The 23451-nt window shown below is 39.8% G+C and carries 22 protein-coding genes; 11 read left to right on the top strand and 11 right to left on the bottom strand.

Annotation, left to right across the window (positions count from 1 at the left end; all coding sequences use genetic code 11):
- Positions 1–2 precede the first annotated feature (2 nt).
- The 7 genes from BLP81_RS01710 to rodA all read left to right on the top strand — a co-directional run bounded on the left by BLP81_RS01710 (position 3) and on the right by rodA (position 8498).
- On the top strand, positions 3–1259 hold the full coding sequence (locus BLP81_RS01710; RefSeq protein WP_093364847.1) for a sulfate adenylyltransferase subunit 1: 1257 nt from the start codon (positions 3–5) through the stop codon (positions 1257–1259).
- Between the two features lie 187 nt (positions 1260–1446).
- On the top strand, positions 1447–2979 hold the full coding sequence (gene purH, locus BLP81_RS01705) for a bifunctional phosphoribosylaminoimidazolecarboxamide formyltransferase/IMP cyclohydrolase (protein WP_093364846.1): 1533 nt from the start codon (positions 1447–1449) through the stop codon (positions 2977–2979).
- 34 nt (positions 2980–3013) lie between these two features.
- Complete coding sequence (locus BLP81_RS01700; RefSeq protein WP_093364845.1) at positions 3014–4042, top strand: rod shape-determining protein; 1029 nt, start codon at positions 3014–3016, stop codon at positions 4040–4042.
- A gap of 9 nt (positions 4043–4051) precedes the next feature.
- A complete protein-coding gene (mreC, locus tag BLP81_RS01695; RefSeq protein WP_093364837.1) occupies positions 4052–4876 on the top strand; it encodes a rod shape-determining protein MreC in 825 nt (274 codons plus the stop codon).
- On the top strand, positions 4877–5380 hold the full coding sequence (gene mreD, locus BLP81_RS01690; RefSeq protein WP_093364836.1) for a rod shape-determining protein MreD: 504 nt from the start codon (positions 4877–4879) through the stop codon (positions 5378–5380).
- Positions 5377–7245 (top strand): penicillin-binding protein 2, encoded by a 1869-nt coding sequence (gene mrdA / locus BLP81_RS01685; RefSeq protein WP_093364835.1) that lies wholly within the window; start codon positions 5377–5379, stop codon positions 7243–7245. The genes mreD and mrdA overlap by 4 nt, the downstream gene beginning before the upstream one ends.
- 2 nt (positions 7246–7247) lie before the next feature.
- Positions 7248–8498, top strand: coding sequence for a rod shape-determining protein RodA (gene rodA / locus BLP81_RS01680; RefSeq protein ID WP_093364834.1), 1251 nt, complete (start codon positions 7248–7250; stop codon positions 8496–8498).
- Between the two features lie 6 nt (positions 8499–8504).
- Here rodA and rimM read toward each other — a convergent pair whose 3' ends face one another.
- From rimM to BLP81_RS01665, 3 genes are all read right to left on the bottom strand, one after another.
- Positions 8505–9035 carry a ribosome maturation factor RimM gene (gene rimM / locus BLP81_RS01675; protein ID WP_093364833.1) on the bottom strand — a complete coding sequence of 177 codons (531 nt, stop codon included), beginning with the start codon at positions 9033–9035 and terminating at the stop codon, positions 8505–8507.
- Positions 9036–9048: 13 nt separating this feature from the next.
- Positions 9049–9627: a 30S ribosomal protein S16 gene (locus tag BLP81_RS01670; protein WP_093364832.1), complete on the bottom strand. Its 579-nt coding sequence runs from the start codon at positions 9625–9627 to the stop codon at positions 9049–9051.
- A gap of 178 nt (positions 9628–9805) precedes the next feature.
- The gene (locus tag BLP81_RS01665) at positions 9806–10333 is read right to left on the bottom strand and encodes a sigma-70 family RNA polymerase sigma factor (RefSeq protein ID WP_093364827.1); all 528 of its coding nucleotides are present in this window, start codon (positions 10331–10333) and stop codon (positions 9806–9808) included.
- Positions 10334–10640: 307 nt separating this feature from the next.
- Here BLP81_RS01665 and BLP81_RS01660 point away from each other — a divergent pair, with 307 nt between their 5' ends.
- The 4 genes from BLP81_RS01660 (at position 10641) to dinB (ending at position 14894) form a co-directional block, all read left to right on the top strand.
- The gene (locus BLP81_RS01660) at positions 10641–11354 is read left to right on the top strand and encodes a 3'-5' exonuclease (RefSeq protein WP_093364824.1); all 714 of its coding nucleotides are present in this window, start codon (positions 10641–10643) and stop codon (positions 11352–11354) included.
- Entirely contained in the window at positions 11354–13012 is a 1659-nt protein-coding gene (locus BLP81_RS01655; protein ID WP_093364822.1) for an ABC transporter ATP-binding protein, read from the top strand. Before BLP81_RS01660 ends, BLP81_RS01655 begins: the two co-directional genes overlap by 1 nt.
- A gap of 146 nt (positions 13013–13158) precedes the next feature.
- Positions 13159–13578, top strand: coding sequence for a hypothetical protein (locus tag BLP81_RS01650; protein ID WP_093364820.1), 420 nt, complete (start codon positions 13159–13161; stop codon positions 13576–13578).
- 212 nt (positions 13579–13790) lie between these two features.
- Entirely contained in the window at positions 13791–14894 is a 1104-nt protein-coding gene (gene dinB, locus BLP81_RS01645) for a DNA polymerase IV (RefSeq protein ID WP_093364818.1), read from the top strand.
- Between the two features lie 175 nt (positions 14895–15069).
- Here the strand turns inward: dinB and BLP81_RS01640 are convergent, their stop codons facing one another.
- From BLP81_RS01640 to BLP81_RS01605, 8 genes are all read right to left on the bottom strand, one after another.
- Complete coding sequence (locus tag BLP81_RS01640; RefSeq protein ID WP_093364816.1) at positions 15070–15783, bottom strand: heavy metal translocating P-type ATPase; 714 nt, start codon at positions 15781–15783, stop codon at positions 15070–15072.
- Between the two features lie 36 nt (positions 15784–15819).
- A complete protein-coding gene (locus BLP81_RS01635; protein WP_093364813.1) occupies positions 15820–16041 on the bottom strand; it encodes a hypothetical protein in 222 nt (73 codons plus the stop codon).
- Between the two features lie 93 nt (positions 16042–16134).
- Positions 16135–18150, bottom strand: a complete 2016-nt coding sequence (locus BLP81_RS01630) for a copper-translocating P-type ATPase (RefSeq protein ID WP_093364811.1) — start codon at positions 18148–18150, stop codon at positions 16135–16137.
- A gap of 69 nt (positions 18151–18219) precedes the next feature.
- Positions 18220–19497, bottom strand: a complete 1278-nt coding sequence (locus BLP81_RS01625; protein ID WP_218118862.1) for a permease — start codon at positions 19495–19497, stop codon at positions 18220–18222.
- A gap of 87 nt (positions 19498–19584) precedes the next feature.
- Positions 19585–20901: an APC family permease gene (locus BLP81_RS01620; RefSeq protein WP_093364809.1), complete on the bottom strand. Its 1317-nt coding sequence runs from the start codon at positions 20899–20901 to the stop codon at positions 19585–19587.
- Positions 20902–20904: 3 nt separating this feature from the next.
- Entirely contained in the window at positions 20905–21117 is a 213-nt protein-coding gene (locus BLP81_RS01615; protein ID WP_093364807.1) for an SHOCT domain-containing protein, read from the bottom strand.
- Positions 21118–21151: 34 nt separating this feature from the next.
- Complete coding sequence (locus BLP81_RS01610) at positions 21152–21652, bottom strand: DUF4175 domain-containing protein (protein WP_245686393.1); 501 nt, start codon at positions 21650–21652, stop codon at positions 21152–21154.
- Between the two features lie 104 nt (positions 21653–21756).
- On the bottom strand, positions 21757–23421 hold the full coding sequence (locus BLP81_RS01605; protein WP_093364806.1) for a multicopper oxidase family protein: 1665 nt from the start codon (positions 23419–23421) through the stop codon (positions 21757–21759).
- Between the last annotated feature and the right edge of the window lie 30 nt (positions 23422–23451).

The following is a 23451-nucleotide window of genomic DNA, read 5'->3' as shown; positions in this document are numbered from 1 at the left end:
CGATGAAAATAGATAAAAATCAACTGCTTAGATTCACAACTGCGGGTAGTGTAGATGATGGAAAAAGTACACTTATAGGAAGATTGCTTTACGATTCCAAATCCATCTTTGAAGATCAACTGGCCGCCGTAGGAAATTCCAGCAAGCAAAAAGGTATTGAAGGTGTAGATCTGGCCATGTTCACAGATGGTCTTAAAGACGAGCGCGAACAGGGCATTACCATAGATGTGGCTTACAGATACTTTACCACGCCTAAACGTAAATTCATCATCGCCGACACCCCCGGTCATATTCAATATACCAGAAACATGGTCACAGGAGCTTCTACTGCAAATGCTGCCGTTGTTCTTATAGATGCAAGGCATGGCGTGATAGAACAAACCAAAAGACACACCTTCATCGCTTCTTTATTGAATATTCCACATATCATTGTGTGTATTAACAAAATGGATTTGATGGATTATTCTGAAGACACTTTCAATAGCATAGTGGAGCAGTTTGAAGAATTTTCTTCAAAATTGCTGATCAAAGATGTGCGTTATATTCCTATCAGCGCCTTGAATGGTGACAATGTGGTCAACCGGTCTGAAAATATGTCCTGGTTTCAAGGCTCCCCTATGTTACACGAGTTGGAAACTCTACACATCAGCAGTGATATCAATAAAATAGATGCGAGATTTCCTGTTCAGACAGTGCTGAGGCCTCAACGCAAAGGCTTTGAAGACTACAGAGGTTATGCAGGTAGAATCGCTAGCGGAATCTACAGAATTGGCGATGAAATAGCCGTCCTTCCCTCTGGATTCACTTCAAAAATTAATAGCATCAATGCAGGAGAAAAGGAAGTTGAAGAAGCTTTTGCTCCGATGTCTGTCGCTATGACTTTGGAGGATGATATCGATATCAGTCGAGGTGACATGATCGTAAAAGTGAACAATCAGCCAGAATTATCTCAGGAATTTGATGTCATGCTGTGCTGGTTGAATAATTCTCCCGTGAAACCGAGAACAAAGTACAGTATTATGCATACCTCCAACGAGCAAAAAGCAGTCATCAAAGACATCGTTTATAAAATGGACGTGAACACCTTCAAAAGAAATGAGGCCGATAAGGATTTAAAGATGAATGACATTGCGCGTGTAAAATTGAAAACTTCTCATCGTTTGATGCTGGACTCTTACAGAGACAACAGAATAACAGGAAGTATTATCCTGGTAGATGAATCCACCAAAGAAACCGTTGCTGCAGGTATGATCGTATAGACCATAGAAATAGATTTATGACCCTGAACTCGTTTCAGGGTTTTTTACGAAATGCAGATCAGGAAACAGGTTCAGCCTAAAAACACATTGGATTTAGGTTTATTTTTTTTATAAATAATTGAGAGCCAACAATTAGTTATTCCTTAACAAAGTCCTACTTTTGCCACATCTAAAAAAGAATCTCAAAATGGCTCAAGTAAAAGGAATAAAATCTGCCTTAATATCCGTTTATCACAAAGAAGGTTTGGAACCTATTGTGAAAATTTTAAACCAATTAGGTGTCGAAATTTACTCTACTGGAGGTACTGAAAAATTCATAACTGATCATGGAATACATGTCATTCCTGTTGAAAATATCACCTCCTATCCCTCCATCCTGGGTGGTCGGGTAAAAACGCTCCACCCTAAAGTTTTTGGAGGAATTTTAAACCGAGCCGACCATACCCAGGATCAAGAAGAGCTAAAGGCTTATGATATCCCCCAAATCGATCTCGTTATTGTCGATTTATATCCTTTCGAAGATACCGTGGCTTCCGGGGCCACCGAACAGGATATTATTGAAAAAATCGATATTGGCGGCATTTCGCTTATCAGAGCTGCAGCTAAAAACTTTAAGGATGTGCTTTGCGTCTCTTCAAGACAGGATTACGCTTCTCTGGAAGAAATATTGAAAGAAAACAAAGGCGTTGTAAGCCTTTCACAAAGAAAGAATTTTGCAGCCAAAGCTTTCCAGATCTCTTCGCATTACGATACCGCCATATTCAATTATTTCAACACCTCTGAAGCAATACCTATTCACAAACAAAGTTTTGATAAAGGAAAAGAATTGCGCTATGGTGAAAATCCACATCAGCAGGGCTTTTTCTTCGGTGATTTTGAGAAAGTTTTCAATAAGCTTCACGGCAAAGAATTGTCTTACAACAATTTGCTGGATGTAGATGCTGCCGTCAATTTAATGTCAGAATTCTACCAAGAAGCACCGACTTTCGCCATTTTAAAACACAACAATGCCTGTGGCCTGGCTCAACGAGATACAATTCACCAGGCTTATATAGACGCTTTAGCTGGTGATCCCGTTTCTGCCTTTGGCGGCATTTTGATTTCAAACTCAGAAATAGACAAAGCCACTTCAGAAGAAATTCACAACCTCTTTTGTGAAGTTGTGATTGCACCCGGTTATACCGATGAAGCTATGGAAATCCTGACTAAAAAGAAAAACAGAATCATTTTGGTTCAAAAGGTTTTTCAATTTTCTGATAAAATAGTCAGGACTTGCCTCAACGGTGTATTGGTACAGGACAGAGATGCCAAAACGGATGCTGTTGAAGATTTGAAAACAGCTACTAAATTATCACCTAGCGATGCTCAAGTGGAAGACTTATTATTTGCTTCCAAAATATGCAAACATACCAAGTCCAACACTATAGTTCTGGCCAAAGACAAACAATTACTGGCCAGTGGAACGGGACAAACTTCCAGAGTTGATGCCTTAACTCACGCCATTGAAAAGGCTTTGAACTTTCGGTTTGATTTGAAAAACTCGGTCATGGCCAGCGATGCCTTCTTCCCTTTTCCAGATTGTGTCGAGATTGCAGGTAAGGCTGGAATTACATCGGTTATACAACCAGGAGGTTCTATTAAGGACGAATTGAGCATCGACTACTGCAACGAAAATAATATTTCCATGGTGATGACAGGAATACGTCATTTTAAGCATTAATTAATTAACTTTATACTCTTCAAACAACAAACACATGGGATTTTTTGATTTTCTTACCGAAGATATAGCTATAGATTTAGGAACGGCCAATACGCTTATCATTCATAATGATAAGGTCGTGGTGGACAGTCCATCTATTGTAGCCAGAAATCGTTTAACTGGAAAAATTATCGCGGTAGGAAAAGAAGCTGCCATGATGCAGGGGAAAACGCATGAAAACATCAAAACCATTCGTCCCTTAAAAGACGGTGTTATTGCAGATTTTGATGCCAGTGAGCAAATGATAAGCATGTTCATCAAAGAAATTCCTGCGCTCAAAAAACGCCTTTTCACTCCTTCCCTTCGCATGGTCATCTGTATTCCAAGTGGAATCACAGAAGTTGAAATGCGGGCTGTAAAAGATTCGGCAGAACGTGTGAATGGCAAAGAAGTGTATCTGATACACGAACCTATGGCCGCCGCTATTGGTATTGGGGTGGATATTATGCAGCCAAAGGGTAATATGATTGTGGATATCGGTGGTGGTACTACCGAAATTGCTGTCATCGCTCTTGGCGGTATTGTTTGCGATAAATCTGTGAAAATTGCCGGGGATGTGTTTACCAATGATATCATTTATTTCATGCGCACTCAGCACAACCTTTTCATTGGAGAGCGCACTGCCGAAAAGATTAAAATACAGATTGGTTCTGCTACTGAAGACTTGGAAACGGCTCCTGAAGACATGCGGGTTCAAGGTCGGGATTTATTGACCGGAAAGCCAAAACAAGTTGAAATTTCATTTAGAGAGATCGCAAAAGCCCTGGATAAATCTATCCTTAGAATTGAAGATGCTGTTATGGAGACTTTATCACAAACTCCTCCAGAATTGGCAGCCGATATTTATAACACCGGTATTTATCTCGCTGGGGGTGGCTCCATGTTAAGAGGGCTGGACAAGCGTTTATCTCAAAAAACAGACTTACCGGTTTACATTGCCGAAGATCCATTAAGAGCTATTGTAAGAGGAACAGGAATTACCCTGAAGGACCTGGAGAAATACAAAGCTGTCCTCCTAAAATAGACCTGAGTTATGCAGCAAATCATTTTATTTCTTATTAAAAATAAGACAGGTTTGGTGTTTATCATCCTTTTGACAATTGCTCTTGGACTTACTTTCCAGGCTCATACTTATCACAATAGCAAAGTGGTCTCCTCTGCTAATTTTATTTCGGGAAACATTTTAGGTACTTCTGAAAGTGTAGACCAATACTTTGACTTGAAAACTCAAAATGAAATCCTTTTAGAAGAGAATGAAATGTTAAGAACAAAGCTTTTGAATATGTCTTCTTCTGAAGATACCTTAGAGTCAACTTTAGATTATATCAGTGATACTTTATACAAGGTTCAAAAAGCTAGAGTGATTTCAAATTATTACGATAAGATCGACAATTATCTTCTCATTGAAGGCGGAACAAATGACAGCATTCAACAAGACCTGGGCGTTATTTCCAGCAAGGGCATCATAGGCATTGTTATAGACGCCAGCAAAGAATTTTCCAGAGTGATTTCAATTCTCAACACCAACACCTCTATTAATGCCAAACTGAAAAAAACCAATCATTTTGGAACCCTGACCTGGGATGGGAAGGATCCAAATCTTATGAACCTGGTAGACGTACCAAGATCTGCACCAGTTAAACTTGGAGATACCATTGCCACCGGAGGGCGTTCTTTAATTTTTCCTGAAAATGTTCCTATCGGTGTAATAAATGATTACGAACTGAATGAAAACCTGGGGTATTATACTATTTCTGTAAAGCTTTTTAATGACATGACAAATTTGAAACACGTCTATGTCATTGAGGATACGAGAAAAGAACAAGCCTACGAATTATTAAATCAAGAAGAGCCTTAGATGAAAACCTATTTTATAAATAGCATAAGATTTGTGTTGCTCATCTTGGTTCAGGTCATGATCTTGAATCAGTTTGAAGTAATGGGGTTCATCAACCCCTATATTTATCCTTTACTCATCATCCTACTGCCTTTCAATATAAATTCTGTTCAAAAGCTTGTGCTTGCTTTTGTTCTGGGAATATGCATAGATATTTTTGAAGACAGTGGTGGTATCCATGCCGCTGCAACTTTAGTCATTGCTTACCTGAGGCCCTTGTTCTTAAGAAATGCATTTGGCTTGAGCTACGACTACCAAACTTTAAAATTTTATGATGCCCCGTTTAGATCTAGATTGGTCTACGTTAGCTTCATGGTAATCATACATCATGTTGTTCTTTTTTCTTTAGAAATCTTTAGTGTTAATCATTTATTATATCTTTTAGAAAAGATTGTTTATTCTTCAGCTTTTAGTATACTCCTGATAATGATTACCTTAAATTTAATTCGAAAGAATCGTAAATGAGAAAATTACTCCCTATCATTTTAGTCAGTTTTGCTGCCTTCCTTTTCCTGATCCGTTTATTTTATTTACAAGTGCTAAATGAAAGTTACGATGAAGTCTCCAATAACATCTCTGTACGAAAAGTCTACGACTATCCGCAGAGAGGATATATCTATGACAGAAATGGGAAACTCATGGTTGGAAACCAGCCTGCCTATGATGTCATGGCAGTGCCTTTGGAAGTCAAGGAGTTTGACACCCTGGAGTTAGCCAGTCTATTGAAACTCACGCCAAAACGGCTTAAAATTCAACTGGAGAAGGCCTGGCGATACTCTCCCCGATTAGCTTCCTTAATTACACCCCAACTCACCAAAAAAGAATATGCTTACTTACAGGAGCGCATGCATAAATACGAGGGGTTTTATATTCAAAAGCGATCTTTAAGGGATTATAATGCAGATCACAGCGCCAATATTCTGGGATATATTGCTGAAGTTGGTCCGGGGGAAATCTCTAAGAATTCGTATTATCAATCCGGTGATTTGAAAGGAAAACAGGGGGTTGAAGAGCAGTACGAAGAAGCTTTACGAGGAGAAAGAGGAGTGAAACACTATTTGAGAGATATTCACAACAAAAACATCAAACCCTTTAAAGAAGGTAAATTTGATACGCTTTCAGAAAAAGGAAGCGACTTAAAACTCACAATTGATGCGGAATTACAGGCCTACGGTGAACTGCTGATGCAGGGAAAACGCGGGGGCATTGTTGCCCTGGAACCTGCTACAGGAGAAATTTTGAGCCTGATAACAGCGCCCTCTTACGATCCGGATTTACTGGTGGGGAGAAAAAGGTCTAGAAATTTCACAAAATTATATTACGATACTATCCAAAAGCCCTTATACAATCGTGCACTTCAAGCTGTCTATGCGCCAGGTTCGCCTTTCAAAGCTTTAACAGGACTGGTGGCTTTACAAGAAGGTGTAGTTGGGCTTGAGGAAAGTTTTAATTGTTATGGAGGTTACTCTTATGGCAGGGGAGCAAGAATGGGTTGTCACAATCATCCAAGCCCTGTCGAAATGGTAACGGGTATCGCCCATTCCTGTAATTCCTATTTTGCACAAATCTATAGAAGAACAATTGAAAAGTACGACACGCCTCAAAAAGGTATAGATGTCTGGAGAAAACACATGGCTAGTTTTGGCCTTGGAGATTATTTGGGCTATGACTTGAAAGTAGGAAGAGCTGGTCTTCTGCCGGATTCAGATTATTACAATAAGGCCTATAACTATCCTACGTATGAATGGTATGCAAGTGCAACCCTCTCCAATGCGATTGGACAGGGCGAAGTGCTTACAACACCCATTCAACTGGCCAACGCAACTGCAGCTATTGCTAACAAAGGCTGGTTTTACAGACCTCATATCGTCAAGTCTATAGCGGGATCGCCTATAGAAGACGAAAAATACACGACTAAGCAGGTCACAACTATAGACCAAAAACATTTTGAGCCGATTATACAGGGCATGCATGACGTATTCAATTATGGAACAGCCACTTACCTGAGGGTTCCGGGTATTGAAGTTTGCGGAAAAACAGGCACTTCCGAAAATTATACAGTAGTAGACGGAGAAAGAATGCAGCTCACCGATCACTCTATTTTTGTAGCTTTCGCCCCCAAAGAGAATCCAAAAATTGCCCTGGCTGTTTTTGTAGAAAACGGTTACTGGGGATCTCGATATGCCGGCAGGATTTCCAGCCTTATGATTGAAAAATATCTAAAAGATAAAATCGAAAGGAAAGACTTGGAAAAATGGATTCTTAGCAATACTTTGGAGGATGAATATGCCAAACCATATTCTGGCGAAGATTTTAAAATTAACCAATAAGAATGCCGAAAACCTTACTGCAGATAGATTGGCTTACCATACTTATCATATCGATTCTCATAGGTTTTGGATGGGTTAATATCTATTCAACCACCTTCGTAAGTGAGGAAGAAATTATTTTTGATCTATCAAGAATCTACGGTAAACAGTTGTTTTGGATTATTTTAGGAATAGTTATCAGTATTGTGATTCTCGCTTTGGAAAGTAAATTCTTTGAAAGGTTTGCCAGTGTTATTTATATTTTTGCAATACTTTCCCTTATAGGGCTTTTTATTTTCGGAAAAACCATTGCCGGACAAACAGCCTGGTATTCTTTTGGAGCTTTTAGCATTCAGCCGGCGGAGTTTGTGAAAACTGCTGTAGCCCTAGCCCTGGCAAAGTACATCAGTGAAATGGACAATGATTTGTCCAAGTTCACCTCTCAACTCAAAGCATTCGCCATTATTGGCCTTCCCCTGGCGCTTATCATGCTTCAGCCGGATGCAGGAAGTGCCGTTATTTATTTGTCTTTCGTAATCCCGCTTTACAGAGAAGGCTTACCCCATTTTTATATTACTTATGGCCTTCTGGCAGTCGCTATTTTTATTCTGACGCTAAAATTTGGATTCAGCATTTTTGCGCCGGTTTTTGTTGCCTTATTTATCATCATCTACCTCTTCAACAGAAAGAAAAAACCTAAACTATGGCGGTACATCTTGGTTTTAATCTTTGGACTTGGCTTTTCGTATTCTGTTAATTTTATCCTGAATTCAGTTTTATTGCCTCACCAGAAAGAAAGGTTCAATGTGCTCATTGGGGAGACCAATGACATAAGAGGCGCTGCTTTTAATCTTTATCAAAGTGAAGTGGCTATAGGCAGTGGAGGCTGGACAGGTAAAGGATGGCTTAAAGGCTCACAAACACAGGGGCGCTTCGTGCCAGAACAGCACACCGATTATATCTTTAGTACCGTGGGTGAAGAATGGGGTTTTTTTGGAACAAGCCTCGTCATTATTTTGTTTAGCATTCTTATCCTTAGGTTATACCATTTGGCTGAACGCCAAAAAAGTCAATTCAGCAGGGTCTATGGCTACTCTGTATTAGCTGTTATTTTTGTTCACTTTTTTGTAAACATAGCCATGGTAATCGGCTTATTTCCAACCGTTGGGATTCCACTTCCTTTCTTTAGTTATGGCGGTTCAGGATTGTGGGGTTTTTTAATTTTGGTGCTTATTTTCCTAAAGCTGGACGCTAAGCGGAAAAGCCTGAATTAAGAAAATTTAATCTTCTAAGTACATATCGATTAAACCTTCCGGAGTTTTGAAATAGATCACTTTTTCTTCCTTGTCTATTTTTTGGATAAACTTATCATGTACGGGAATGATAATTTCTCTGCCGTTAAAATCGATAAAGAAAAGCGCCTGCATGCTTTGGTCATTGACAAACTTTATGGCACCAATGCCTCCATGAACTTCATCCACCGCCTTAAAACCTATGATCTCGTGGTAGTAAAACTGGTCAGGACCCAGCTTGGGCAAGTCTGCTAATGGTAAGTAAACATCCCGCTTGAGCAGGTCGTCAGCATCTGCTTCTTCATCCACTTCTTCGAGCTTGACGCGAAGTAAGTTGCTTTTTTGAAGGTTGGATTTTTCCACAAAAAAAGGAATCAATTTATTGCGGTAATCCACAAAAATTGATTCCAGGTTTTCATAGAGTTCGGGTTCGTCGGTATCCAATTTGATTTGCAACTCCCCTTTAAAACTAAATTTACTCACGATGTGACCTAAATAAAAACACTGGTCTTTTGTCATCGCACCAAATTTATTAAGCCTCTTTTTTGTCTTCAGAAGAATCCTCTTCTTCAGCTGGTGTTTCTGCTTCAGCCTCAGCTTCTGCAGCTGCAGCAGCTTTAGCATCTGCTTCTTCTTTGGCTTTCGCCTCTTCCTCTTCCTGAGCCGCTTTTGCTTCAGCTTCACGCTTCGCATTCACTTCTCTTTCCGCTTCCAATGCTTTTTGCTTTTCTGCTTCTTTAGCTTTCGCCGCTTTTTCTTCAGAAGTCGATATTTTATCTTCTTTTTCAGACATCCAAGCTTCAAATTTCTTCTCAGCTTCTTCTTCTGTCAAGGCTCCTTTGTCAACACCTGCTAAAAGGTGTTTTTTCATTAAAGCGCCTTTATAAGATAAAATACGTTTTGCAGTGTCTGTTGGCTGTGCACCGTTTCTTAACCATTTCACAGACGAATCGATGTCTAGCTCAATAGTAGCAGGTTGGGTGACAGGGTTGTAAATTCCTAATTTCTCCAGGTATTTACCATCTCTTTTGGCACGAACATCTGCAGCAACAATCCAGTAAAAAGGTTTTCCTTTCTTACCGTGTCTTTGTAATCTTATTTTAACTGGCATAAAAATTAAATTTTGGAGTTCACGACTCCCGTTATTAATAATGAGGTGCAAAAGTAAGTTTATTTTTTGAATTACAGAACTTTGACTTTAAGATAATTAGAATCCCTTCTGAAGTAATTCCAAGTTCACTTCATTCAATCTTGCGCGCTGGTTTTATGAGGATACGAGCGCGAAGAACTCAGTCCTTTTCACATACAGTACAATTGGACTCCCCCACTAAATCTCCTTCTTCATTAAATTCATACTTACAACACGTGTTGAAATTCTTTTTTAAAATACCTTTTGCCCGTCTAAGTCTTGCCTTTAGGTTTTCAAGGCTTATTCCCATTAGTTCTGCAGCATTCTTTTGTTTAAGACCAGTTATATATATAAGTTCGATGACTTCTCTGTAAATCTCGGGCAAATCATTTATGAATCTGTCAAAACAGCAGACCTCCTGATATTTCTGCAGTGATGTATTCAAGTCTGTATCGAATTTCTCGACATACACAGATTCTTCATTAAAATAATTTGCAATCTCATTTCGGGCAATTTGAAAAACCCAGGACTTAATCTTTTTTTCGTCCCTAACAGAATGCAGGTTTTTATGAATTTTCAAAAACGTATTTTGAACAATGTCATGAGCAGCGCTTTTGTTTTTTACTTTTTTAAGAATGAAAAAATACAATTCATCATTATAATTAGTCCATATTTTTTTAGTGTTCATTTTGAAAAAAATAAGCAAAGGTGGCTTTTCAAGTCACCTTTATTAGCTTTAGCAACAATCGCATTGAGTACAATCACATTGCTTACAAGGGCAGTTACTTTCTAAACAATTTTTGCAATTACATTTAGAGCAGTCACAATTAGTACATTTACAGGCATTCATCATTATATAATTTTAGTGTTCACCAAGTAGACCTGTAAGCCTTCAAAAGGATACATTTAAACCCTGTTAAACTGATAATTTTTAACTTGAATTAAAACTTCTTCAAAATTAACTATTTTAGTTATCTTAAAAACACCGCTGAAGCATGTTAAATAAACTCAACCTGGAACACGTTCTCTTTCTGGACATTGAAACCGTTCCTGAACAGGAGACTTTTGAGGGCTTAACGCCAGTAAAACAAAAGCTGTATGCCGATAAAACGCAATACCAGCGTAAAGAAGAATTTACTGCTGAAGAGTTTTATGAACGTGCCGGGATTTGGGCAGAATTCGGAAAAATCGTATGCATTTCGGTGGGATATTTTAATTTTAAGGGCAGCGAACGCAAATTCAGAACCACCAGCTTTTTTGGTGAAGAAGGCGACTTACTGAAGCGCTTCAAGATTCTGGTTGAAGATTATTTCAGCTTGCCCCACCACCTGATGTGTGGTCACAATGCCAAGGAATTTGATTTTCCCTATATCGCCAGACGCATGCTGATTCATGGGATTTCACTGCCGGAAAAGCTTCAGTTTTTCGGGAAAAAGCCCTGGGAAATTCCGCACCTGGATACTCTGGAGCTATGGAAATTCGGGGATTATAAACACTACACCTCTTTGAAATTGCTCACCGAACTTTTCAATATTCCTTCTCCTAAAGATGACATCGACGGCAGCCAGGTGAGAGATGTGTATTACAAAGAAAAAGATATTGATAGAATTGTAATCTACTGCGAAAAAGACGTTATTGCAGTAGCGCAGGTTATCTTGAAACTTCGTCAGGAAGAACTTTTGGAAGATCACGAACTTATCTCTGTTTAATGCTTAAAGTCAGTAACCTCAACATACACTTTGGAGATGAACATGTCATCAAGAATGTCAGTTTCAACGTTCAACCCAATCAAATTCTGGGCATTGTAGGTGAATCCGGCTCTGGGAAGTCGGTGTCGACCTTGTCCATTCTGGGTTTACTCGGTCCAAAGGCTAAGGTACAAGGGTCGATTTTATTTCAAAAGCGAGAACTGACGAAGTATAGTGAGCAACAATTTCAGCAGATTAGAGGTAATGACATTTCCATGATTTTTCAGGAACCTATGAGTTCGCTAAATCCTTCGATGCGCTGTGGAAAACAGGTGGAAGAAGTCCTGATTCGGCATAAAACCCTTTCCAAAAAAGAAGTCAGGCAGGAGGTTCTGAACCTTTTTGAAAAGGTAAAATTACCGAGACCTGAAGCTATTTTCAAAAGTTATCCTCACCAAATCAGTGGCGGACAAAAGCAAAGGGTTATGATTGCCATGGCGATTGCCTGCAAGCCCAAAATCTTAATTGCGGACGAACCCACCACCGCTTTAGACGTCACGGTGCAGAAAGAAATCTTGAAACTGCTTAAATCTTTACAACAAGAAACGGAGATGAGTATCATCTTCATTTCCCACGATCTGGCCTTGGTATCAGAATTGGCAGATCGGGTGGCGGTCATGTACCAGGGCGAAATTGTGGAACAGAACGATGTGGTCAGCATCTTTAAAAATGCCAGTCACCAGTATACCAAAGCGCTTTTAGCTTCCAAACCTTCTACCAGGCACCGTCTTAAAGCCTTACCAACCGTTAAAGATTATATGCAGGAGGTTCCAAACGCTGCCATAGAAACTTCAGAAGAAAGGAAAAAAAGGCATGAGTTGATTTACTCCAGACCTCCTTTGCTTGAAGTGAAAAACGTCAAAAAAACCTTTATCTCCAATGCGGGCTGGTTTGAGAAATCTGAAAAGATAAATGCCGTGGACGACGTGAGTTTCAAAATTTACGAAGGTGAAACCTTAGGGCTTGTGGGGGAATCCGGTTGCGGAAAATCAACTTTAGGCAATGCCATTTTGAGGCTGGATGACCCCACCGAAGGCGATATTTTATACCAGGGCAAATCCATTACCAGGCTCAAAGGCGAAGCCTTAAGACAGCTTAGAAAAGACATTCAGCTGATTTTTCAGGATCCGTTTTCCAGCCTAAATCCACGGCTTTCGGTAGGCAAAACCATTATGGAACCCATGAAGGTGCATGGCCTGTATGGCAATGCTGAATCGAGACGAGACAAAACCATTCAGATTTTAGAACGTGTGGGATTGTCTGAGGAGCATTTCGACAGGTATCCGCATGAGTTTAGCGGAGGTCAGCGTCAACGTATCGGCATCGCCAGAACCATTGCTGTAGAGCCTAAGTTGATTATATGCGATGAGTCGGTGTCTGCTTTGGATATTTCGGTACAGGCCCAGGTCTTGAATTTGCTCAACGAACTCAAAACTGATTTTGGGTTTACGTACATTTTTATTTCTCATGATTTGGCGGTTGTGAAATATATGGCCGATCAACTATTAGTGATGCATCAGGGCAAAATCGTAGAACGTGGAGAAGCCGATGCCGTCTATGCCCATCCGGAAAAAGACTACACCAAAGAACTTATTGAAGCGATACCTAAAGGGATATAACTTACATGAAATTCCTCCGTGACCTTCGTGTCTTCGTGGTGAAATAGAACTACAAATCTGCCTGCGTTTCACTTTAGGAGGCGGGGACACAAAGGAAACTAATAAAAAACTCTGCGGACTTAGCGCCTCTGCAATAAAAAATATCAATGCAACAAAGTAAAGATTATCTGGAACGTGAAATTGAAAAATTGAGCTTGATGCTAATCAGTTTAATTGAAAAAGTAACAAGTCTTAATTCAAATTCAGCTTCAGATGAATTGAATGAAATCGATACCACTTTGCATGGCGAACTTGATCTAAACCTGAGTAAGATAAGCGAAATGCAAGAGGAGGAGTTTTTAGACCACATTTCAAGCTTGCATCTCTCCCACATTGAGCATTTATCTGAATTACTTTATAGATTAGTTCTAAAAATGGATTCGTCTAGCCTAAAGGAAAGCTATGATTATTCCAAAATCGCTAAAAAAGCAATTTTGTTAATCGATGTTTTAGACCAAAAGTCAAAAACATTTTCAATGAAACGTCTTCAAATGAAAGAGCATTTAAAAACATTTAAGTTAGGCTAGCAAAACAATAAGAAGCTCTTTATGCTGAGACAAAAAAATCTTACCCCAAAATACGCGATAATAGGCACTGCGCACTTAGCTCATCAGAGGTGAAAACAAAACACAAAGAAAGCCTCCTTGACCTTTGTGTCTTCGTGGTGAAATAAAACCAAAAAAACCACCACAGAGTCACAAAGAACAACGTTTCCCTTTGCTTTTGCGTATTTTTGTCTATGGATTTTCGAGATCATCTTCGCAAAATTATCCATGTGGATATGGATGCCTTTTACGCCTCTGTGGAACAGTTGGATGACCCCAGCTTGAAAGGTAAAGCCCTTGCTGTTGGCGGAAGTTCCAAACGCGGAGTCGTGGCGGCGGCAAGTTATGAAGCCCGGAAATACGGCGTAAAAAGTGCGATGAGTGGCCGGCAGGCCGCTCGGCTTTGTCCACATTTAATATTTGTAAGACCACGATTTGAGCGCTACAAAGAAATCTCTCAGCAGATTCGCAAAATCTTTTTTGAATATACCGATCTGGTCGAGCCGCTTTCCCTGGATGAGGCTTATCTGGATGTTACGGTAAATAAATTCAACTTCCCCAGTGCGACGATTCTGGCCAGAGAAATCAGAGAAAAAATCAAAGCTAAAACAGGACTCAATGCGTCCGCCGGAATTTCCATCAATAAGTTTATTGCCAAAGTTGCCAGCGACATCAATAAACCCAATGGTCAAAAAACAATTCCACCAGAAGACGTCATTGACTTTCTGGAACAGCTGGACATCAGGAAATTTTATGGCGTGGGGAAAGTTACCCAGGATAAAATGTACCGCCTGGGAATTTTTACAGGCGCTGACCTTAAGCTTAAAACTCTGGACTATCTCCAGGAGCACTTTGGAAAAAGTGGTTTGCATTACTATAATGTCGTACGCGGCATTCACTTAAGCGAAGTCAAAACGACCCGAATCCGCAAATCACTCGGTGCCGAACGTACCTTTTCTGAAAATATTTCCTCTGAAATTTACATGCTCGAAAAGCTTGAGGATATCGCGGAGGAAGTCGAGAGACGACTCAAAAACAGTCGGGTTGCAGGAAAAACCATCACCTTGAAATTGAAATACAGCGATTTCAGCGTACAAACCCGAAGTAAAACCCTGAAGCTTTTTATTGCCTCCAAAGCTTTGATTATGGAAGAAACCAAGGCCTTACTTTACCAGGAGCCCATCAAAGATTCCATCCGCCTGCTGGGGATTTCGTTGTCCAACCTCAACACAGAACAACCCAAATCAGTGAAAAAACCTTCCATTCCAAAGGAAGAACAGTTGAAATTACCGTTTTAAAAGTTATCACTGTACTTAGGTTCACCGAAAAGACGCTAAGCACGCAGAGATATAAATAAAAGATAATAGCATAAACCTTCTCCGTGCTCTCTGTGACTTCGTGGTCAACAATGACCAGAATCCTGCCTGCGTTTCTTTTTGGAAGCCAGGGACTCAAAGAAACACTGAACTCATTTTAAAACAACAACATCCAGACTGCCATGACCAGCATGATGGTGTTTTCAATAAAGGTCGCTTCGGTCATAGGAAGATTGAGCGCCGTTCCCAAACAGGCACACTTGATGACTTTTTTGGAGAACAGAGAACGGGTGACACCTATAGTGGTAATTCCTAGAACAACAATCGTAGCGACCAAAGCTATATCGATTTCAAATCGCATCAGAAACATGAGTCCGAGGGCGGTTTCTATAAACGGATACACCCACCCATAAGCAGGCAGGGCTTTGGCTAGAGGGTCGTACATCCTAAAGGATTCTGGAAATCCGGTATAATCCAGAAATTTGAAAAAACTAAAGACGATATAAAACAGGCCCATAAAGTCAAACATAAAACTGCTGAGTTCCCAGTCGCTGAAATTCAGCAAAATGGAAGCTGCAGCGATGTAACCAAAGATCAAAAACAAGGGGAACAGCTGTTTTGCTTTGGACTGGTCCTGGATGTTTTGACCAGATTTGTCTTCAAAATCAGATTTTTTTGAAATCGTGTATTTATCTGAAAGTGCCTTTTGAAGCGTCTCCAAATCCACATGCTTTTCCATATCGATTTTAGCTTCTTCGGCTTCCAAATCAACGCTCACCGATTTCACCTGGTCTAAATCTTTAAGACTTTCTTCCACACTGGCTCTGCAATGCTGGCAAGTCATGCCGGAAACTTTATAGGTATGTGTCATGTTTTAATTCAAAAAGGTTTAGAAATGATTCTGGTTTTACATTTCAGCATCATGGTTCATTTCGTCATGATTGATTTCGTCATGGTCCATTTCTTCATCCATCATCTCTTCATCATGCATTTCTTCATCATGCATTTCCTGTTCGTGATGCACTTCAGCATCAGTAGTGTCTTCTTTTTTCTTATCCACGCAAGACACTGACAGCATCATTAATCCTGCAATGAGAGTACTTGATAAAATTAGTTTTAAATTTTTCATTTGTATTGAATTTTAATTAGACATCAGTTTACTAAAATTTTACTCAGATATAGAAGTATTAACATGTTTTTTATAATGAACATGGTGTTTTGATTATTTCATTTGTTTTTTTAAGAGTTGAGCATTCACAGCTACAATAACGGTACTCAAACTCATCAACATAGCGCCTACTGCCGGGCTTAAAATAACTCCCGCTCCAGCCAAAACCCCAGCTGCAAGAGGAACTGCAACTATATTATATCCTGCTGCCCACCAAAGGTTTTGCATCATTTTTTTATATGTGGCTGTGCCAAATAAAATTAGGCTTGCAATGTCTTTAGGATTACTGTTGACCAAAATAATATCTGCTGTTTCTGCTGCAACATCCGTTCCAGAACCAACCGCAATACCAACATCTGCCTGAGCCAGAGCAGGTGCATCATTCACCCCGTCACCCGTCATGGCAACAAACTCACCTTTTTCCTGTAAGTCTTTGATAATGCTTTGCTTGTCTTCAGGAAGAACTTCAGCATAATAATCATCTAAGGAAAGCTCTTCACTTACCGCTTTAGCCACTTGCTCATTGTCTCCAGTGGCCATAATTACTTTAATGCCTCTGTCTTTTAAGGTTTTTATAGCTGATAAGGATTCAGGTCTGATTTCATCTGCTAAAGCAATAAATCCAGCCAGCTTAGCATCTATCGTCACAAAAACTACGGTTTCATCTTTAGATTTGAAAGCCTCTGATGGAATGTCAATGTCCTGTTCTTTTAACATTCCCGGACTCACAATTTTAATTTCCTGATCGTTTAAAGTTGCTTGTATCCCTTTCCCTGTGATATTCTGAAAGCTTGATGCTTCCTGTAAATCCAGATTTTGAGATTTTGCTTTTCGAACTATTCCTGAAGCAATTGGATGTTCTGAACTATTTTCGAGGGAAGCTGCTATTTGAAGTAAGTCATCATCTGATTGTTTTTCTAAAATTGATTTGTAGCGGGTCACCCCAAATTTTCCTTTGGTTAAGGTTCCTGTTTTATCAAAAATAATAGCTGAGATTTTTCTTGAATTTTCAAAAGCAGTTCTGTTTCTTATCAGAAGTCCGTTTTTGGCAGAAACAGCTGTAGAAATCGCAACAACCAAGGGCACAGCCAAACCGAGTGCGTGTGGACATGAAATAATCATGACGGTAACTGTTCTCTCTAAAGCATATTCAAATTCTTTCCCAAGGCTCAGCCAAACAACCAAGGTTATAATACCTGCACCTAAAGCCACATAAAACAAGCAAGCTGCTGCTTTATTTGCCAGGTTTTGGGTTTTGGATTTGGTCTTTTGAGCTTCTTCCACCATGCCAATCACTTTTGACAAATAAGAGTCTTTACCGGTGTGCTGCACTTTTATTTTTAAAGAGCCATTATCATTTATTGATCCGCCAATGACTTCATCCTCTTCGTGCTTGGCAACGGGCTTGGACTCCCCTGTGAGCATCGATTCATTGACATGACTTTCTCCTTCAATCACCTGGCCATCCGCTGGAATCTTTTCACCGGGTTTTACCAGAATAACATCTTCATTTTTTAAGTCGTCTATAGAAACCTCTTCGTGCTCCCCATCTTCTTTTATTCGACGAGCGGTGGAAGGCATCATTTTAGCCAGTTCTTCTAAAGCATTGGAGGCTCCCATCACCGATTTCATTTCTATCCAGTGACCCAGAAGCATGATGACTATTAAACTGGCCAGCTCCCAAAAGAATATTTTACCCTCCAAACCAAAGACAACCGCAGAGCTATAAAAATAGGCCACCGAAATAGCTAGTGCAATCAAGGTCATCATACCTGGTGTTTTCTTCTTAATTTCATCGACCAGGCCTTTTAAAAACGGCCAGCCTCCATAAAAGAAAACAAAGGAAGAGAGTCCAAATTGAAGATATCTATCCCATTTGAATCGAAATTCATATCCAACCAAATCTTGTATCATCGGAGCCAAAACTACTATAGGCAACATAATGACTAATGAAATCCAAAATCGCTTTTTGAAATCTTCAATCATCATTTTATGGTGGTCGTGATGAGAGTGATCATCACCTGAATGCTCATGCTCATCTTTTGAATGATTGTTTTGATGTTGTCCCATAATTTTTAATTTTCCAATTTGGATATTTAGAAGTACGCTTTGGCATTATGTATCTTTTAGACCTTAACGCTATATCAGATATAAAATCAAACCAATGATGACAATGGAACTAAAGAGATAAACAGCCACTTTTTTGAAAGAAATACCTCCACTTCCATGATCGTGATCATGACCTCCGCCTTCTTTCATGTTCTTGGTTTTAAAATTGAAATAAAGCATCAGTGCGGCAAGAACGGCAAATAGAATATTAAAATAGAAGGTATAATCCATCTTAAACTGGGTAACCTCAGCTACCTTACGACTGCCTTCGGGCAAGACTCCAAAAAATTCGAAGCTATAATTGAGTATCAAGGCTGTAATAACAATACTCACATACATCACTCCGGCTATATAAAGTGCTATACGCGGACCATAGTATTTTCTATTGATATTGACCAAAGGTGGTACCATAAGATCCGAATAAATAAAGCCCATAAGTCCGGCAAACATCACTCCATTTTCGTTAAGCACTGTGGCAAGAGGGATGTTTCCCATAGATCCAATAAATGTGGCGGCAGCCACAAAAGGAGCTACAAGTGCATTCTCTATCCGAATGACGAAATCGGGTATCTGTCCTTGCAAATTATTAAGAAAAATAGCCTCCCAAAACGACTGTGGCACTAAGACCGACACAAAGCCAGCTACCGTAAAACCAATCAAAATATCTTTCCAGGCCATTTTCCATTCCATGACAAAGTTTTTACCAACCAAAAACCAGCCTTCCTTCGATTTTATTCGTTTCTTCCAGTCGAAATCCTCTTCTTCATCAGATTCCTCCTCTACTTTTTCACGTGCCGCTTTGATCCATTTCTTTGGGTAGGTAAGTTTGATAAGTATAGAACTTATAACTATAAGTAATAATCCACCAATTATTTCTGCCAGTACAAATTCCCAGCCTAGAAAAATGAATATTAATATCCCAAGTTCGATGACAAGGTTGGTGGAAGCAAACATGAATGCTATTGTACTTACAAAGTGTGCGCCTTTTAAAAACAGCGATCTGGCTGCAGCCAATGCTGCAAAAGAACAGGACGAAGAGATGGTTCCAAATAAAGTAGATAATGAAACGCTTTTCACATCGCTCTCACCCATGTGTCGTGTAAGCTTCTTTTTAGGTACAAAAGCCTGAATGGCACCACTTATTATATAGCCCAATACAAAAGCCCAGCCTGCCTTCCAGAAAAATCCTACTGCGGTTTTGGCGCTTTCTCCCCACAAGCTAAAAAAACCTTCAGAATCCCCTTGAGCAAAAGATAGCATTGGAAAAATCGCAAACAGACCTGCTAAAATTATTGCTTTATTTTTCATATTAAATTAAATTTTTTTGAATTAATAATTAAGAAATACTAAACTCATTTTAAAAATCTGTCATTTTTTTTAGGTAGGATTTATGCCTCAACTTTCAATGAATTCAGATTTGTCAGTTCTGTTTAAAAACCATTTTTCACCTATAAAAACGATGAGCATAATGCCTGCAGAAACAATCAGAACCAAAATATCGGAAGACAACTTTATCCATAAAAAAGCAACCAGAACTATAAGATCTAAAACCAATGCGGTTATCAAAATAACAGCATTGGCCTTCACCTCCTTTCTTAAGTGTTTGAAAACTCCCCAGTGAATGATCATGTCCATAACCAAATAAAATATAGCTCCCATAGATGCAATCCTGGAAAGGTCGAAAAATACGGTCAGGACAATGGCAATGACTACCGTGTAAACCAGCATATGCTTTTGAATTCGTCCAGGCATTCCAAAATGGCTGTGTGGAATCAATTTCATGTCGGTGAGCATAGCTGTCATTCTGGAAACGGCAAAAATACTGGCAATTATTCCTGAAATGGTTGCTACAATGGCAATACCCACTGTAAAATACAAGCCATAATCCCCAAAAGCAGGCTTTGCAGCTTCAGCCAGAGAATAATCTTTGGCTTTGACAATTTCAGAAATCGAAAGACTGGAATTTACGGCATAAGCGACCAGGAAATAAACCACCGTGCATATCAATAATGAAATAATAATAGATCGACCTACATTTTTCTTAGGCTTGGTGATTTCATCTCCGCTATTGGTAATGGTGGTAAATCCTTTATAGGCCAAAATAGAAAGAGCCAAAGCTCCGATATAACTGGCTGCTGAATAGTCTGTGCTTTCAGAAGGTTTAGGTATCAGACCCTCTAATGAAAATCCAACTGCCCACAAAGCCCCTACTGCAAAAATCAAAATCCCTGCAATTTTGACAAATGCCATCACCAGGGAAGATTTTCCAATCAGTCGATTGCCGGAAATATTGATCAAAAAAGCAAAAATTAATAATCCCACCCCCAAAACAGGAATCCAAAGCGCTTTATTTTCAACGGTAAAAAGTTGCAGCGTATAGGATCCAAAAGTTCTGGCAACCAGACTTTCATTGATGACCATCGATAAGGCCATCAATAAAGAAGCAGAAGCCGTAATGGTCGTTTTGCCATAGGCTTTTTGCAAAATCATAGCAATGCCTCCTGCAGAAGGATACGCGTTGGAAACTTTGATATAAGAATATGCACTAAAGCCAGAAATGACTGCGCCCAGCAGAAAGATATAAGGAAACCATGTACCCGAAAGTTCTGCTACCTGACCAAGAAGTGCAAATATTCCTGCTCCTATCATGACACCCGTCCCTAGAGCGACAGACCCCAATAAACTTAAACTTCCTTTTTTATACTGGCCCATGAATTAACCCGCTTTTTCCAGTTCGGCTTTTCGTTTTTCGAATTCCTCATCATCAATTTCACCCTTAGCATAGCGATTTTTGAGGGTTTCTAATGGCGTTGAAGTCGTGCTGGGATTCTCTGTTGAGTTAGGCTTTCTTTTAAAAACACCACTCCCTCTTACTGCCATAAATAAAACAACTATAAGTATTAAGCCTATAATCCATCCGTACATCATAATTTTTGAATTTTAGTATTATTAAAAATTAAGTTTACTGCTTGTCATTTTCCTTTTCATCCATCATGCCTCCATTGTGCATGTTTTGCATCATTTCCTGCATCATTGCTTTTTTCATTTCTGGATTTTCCTGCATCGCCTCCATCAGTTTTTTTCTGCCCTCAGCGCTTTTCATCATTTTTTCAGTCATTTTGGACCGCATGTTTTCCATCATCTCCGGGTTGTTCTGCATCATGTTCTGCATGTTTTCTTTCATCTGCTCTATCATCTCCGGATTATTTTTCATCATCTCCATTAGTTTTCCAGATTCCATCATTTCCATATGGCTTTGCATCATGATTTTCCGAGCGTCTTGATCTTGCTCAGCCATTTGAGTAAATTCTGTCATGTGTTCAGGATTTGAAATGATTTCCTGGTAAACAGCCTGTCTGTTGTTTTGAAGTTCCATGGTTTCAGCAGCATCAAAGCTGGATTTACAGCTTACAAACGCCCCCATTATTCCAATTATCATTAGTGTTCTCGAAATTGTTTTCATTGTTTTCATTGTTTTCATTGTTTAATGTATTTAGTTAAAAATTATTTTAGTGTTCCAAACATTGAGTAAAAGCTTTCCTTATAGAGCTGATTCTTACTCCTTTTTTACGTGATTTTAAAGTTTCTCATCATGCCCATATCTTCGTGTTCCAGATTGTGGCAGTGATAAACAAACAAGCCTTTGAAATCCTTAAACTCCATGATTACTCTGGCCTTCATCCCCGGCAATAACAAGACGGTGTCCTGCCAGCCATCATTTATAAAACCCTCTTTTACAGCCTCCCATAATTGGGAATCTACATCGCTCACATCTCTTTCCAAAATGTTGAACTGTACCTGATGAATATGAACGGGATGTGGCATCTGCATCATGTTACCCATCATGTCGCCACCACTCATCATACCCTCATCTCCGCCCATCATGCCGCCGTCACCCATCATGCCGCCGCCACTATCATTACCCATCATAGCAGAACTATTGATCAACTCCCAAACTTCTGTACTCCCTAGCTTTACGGTTTCTTCATCGACTACGCCTGTAGTTTCCCAGGTGCGCCCATTGATCGTCCATTCCATGTGATCCATGGCGAAGCTAAACTGCCTTGGATTATTTAGATTTTCTGCCGTAGACGGATCGATATAATTCGATTTGACTAATTGCTGCGGTAAGCTATACTCATTACTGCCAGAACTAGTTGTCTTTACAGTAAACACTTCATATTCGCTTCCTTGAGGTAAGGAAGTCTCTCCACCCTCCATCATCATACCCCCGGACATGACTTCTAAAGGAAAGGACTCATTTTTCATAGTCAATCGAATGCCTTCAGGCTTGTCTGATAAATCCAGCCAAACATCTGCTCTTTTTGCAGGACCAAGCATAAGGTAGGGCAATTCTTTGGGGGCACTTAATAAACTTCCATCAATCCCTATGACAGTGATTGGACTTCCATCCTCCCAGGCCAACTTGTAAATTCTTGAATTGGAGCCATTCGGTAATCTGAGTCGGTAAGCACAACCTGATTTCAGATTCAGAACTTTTTCGGCATTCCCATTTATCAAAATCTTGTCGCCTAAAAAGCCGCGCATGCTATCCATTCTGCTTTGAATATAAACCAACTGATTATCTTCATCAAAAGAGCGATCCTGAATCACGACAGGCCTGTCAAACTCGCCTTTGGGTAAGTTGAGTTGCTGTTCTTCCTCATCGGTCACCAGTAAAAGCCCGGCAAGGCCATTATAAACCTGCGGTCCTGTGCGACCATGTGGGTGCGGGTGATACCAATAGGTCCCCGCACGATTCATGACTTCATACTCATAAATATAGGTTTCCCCACTATGGATGACATCCTGAGGGTGGCCATCATCCTCGGCCGGAACATGCATCCCATGCCAGTGAACAATAGTTTCTTCAGGGATATTATTCTGAAAACGAATACGTATTTTTTGACCTTTCCGCACCTTGATCGTCGGTCCGAGATAGCTGCCCTTCGAGGCCTGTAAAGCCTCCTTATCCCCTGTTATCAGGTCTCCTTCAAATACCCAGACTTTTGTTTTGGGGCCGGACAGGATAGGTATATCCCGCTCAACAGCACTTAATTCCAAATCTATATCAGGGATAAAATCTGGATCCATCACAGGTGATGCTGCTTTTGAGAACTGGCCATCACAGGAAGAAATGAATGGCCAAAGCATAAGCGTTGCCGCGCCATAGCCTGCGGTTTCAAGAAATGCTCTTCGGTTAAATGCCTTAGGTGGTTCTAGTTTTTTCATTGTTAAAACGTTTTGAAAGAGGTTAATTTT

It is taken from the genome of Psychroflexus sediminis, from assembly GCF_900099815.1.
Classification (GTDB): domain Bacteria; phylum Bacteroidota; class Bacteroidia; order Flavobacteriales; family Flavobacteriaceae; genus Psychroflexus; species Psychroflexus sediminis.
This window is presented reverse-complemented; position numbering and strand designations above follow the sequence as displayed.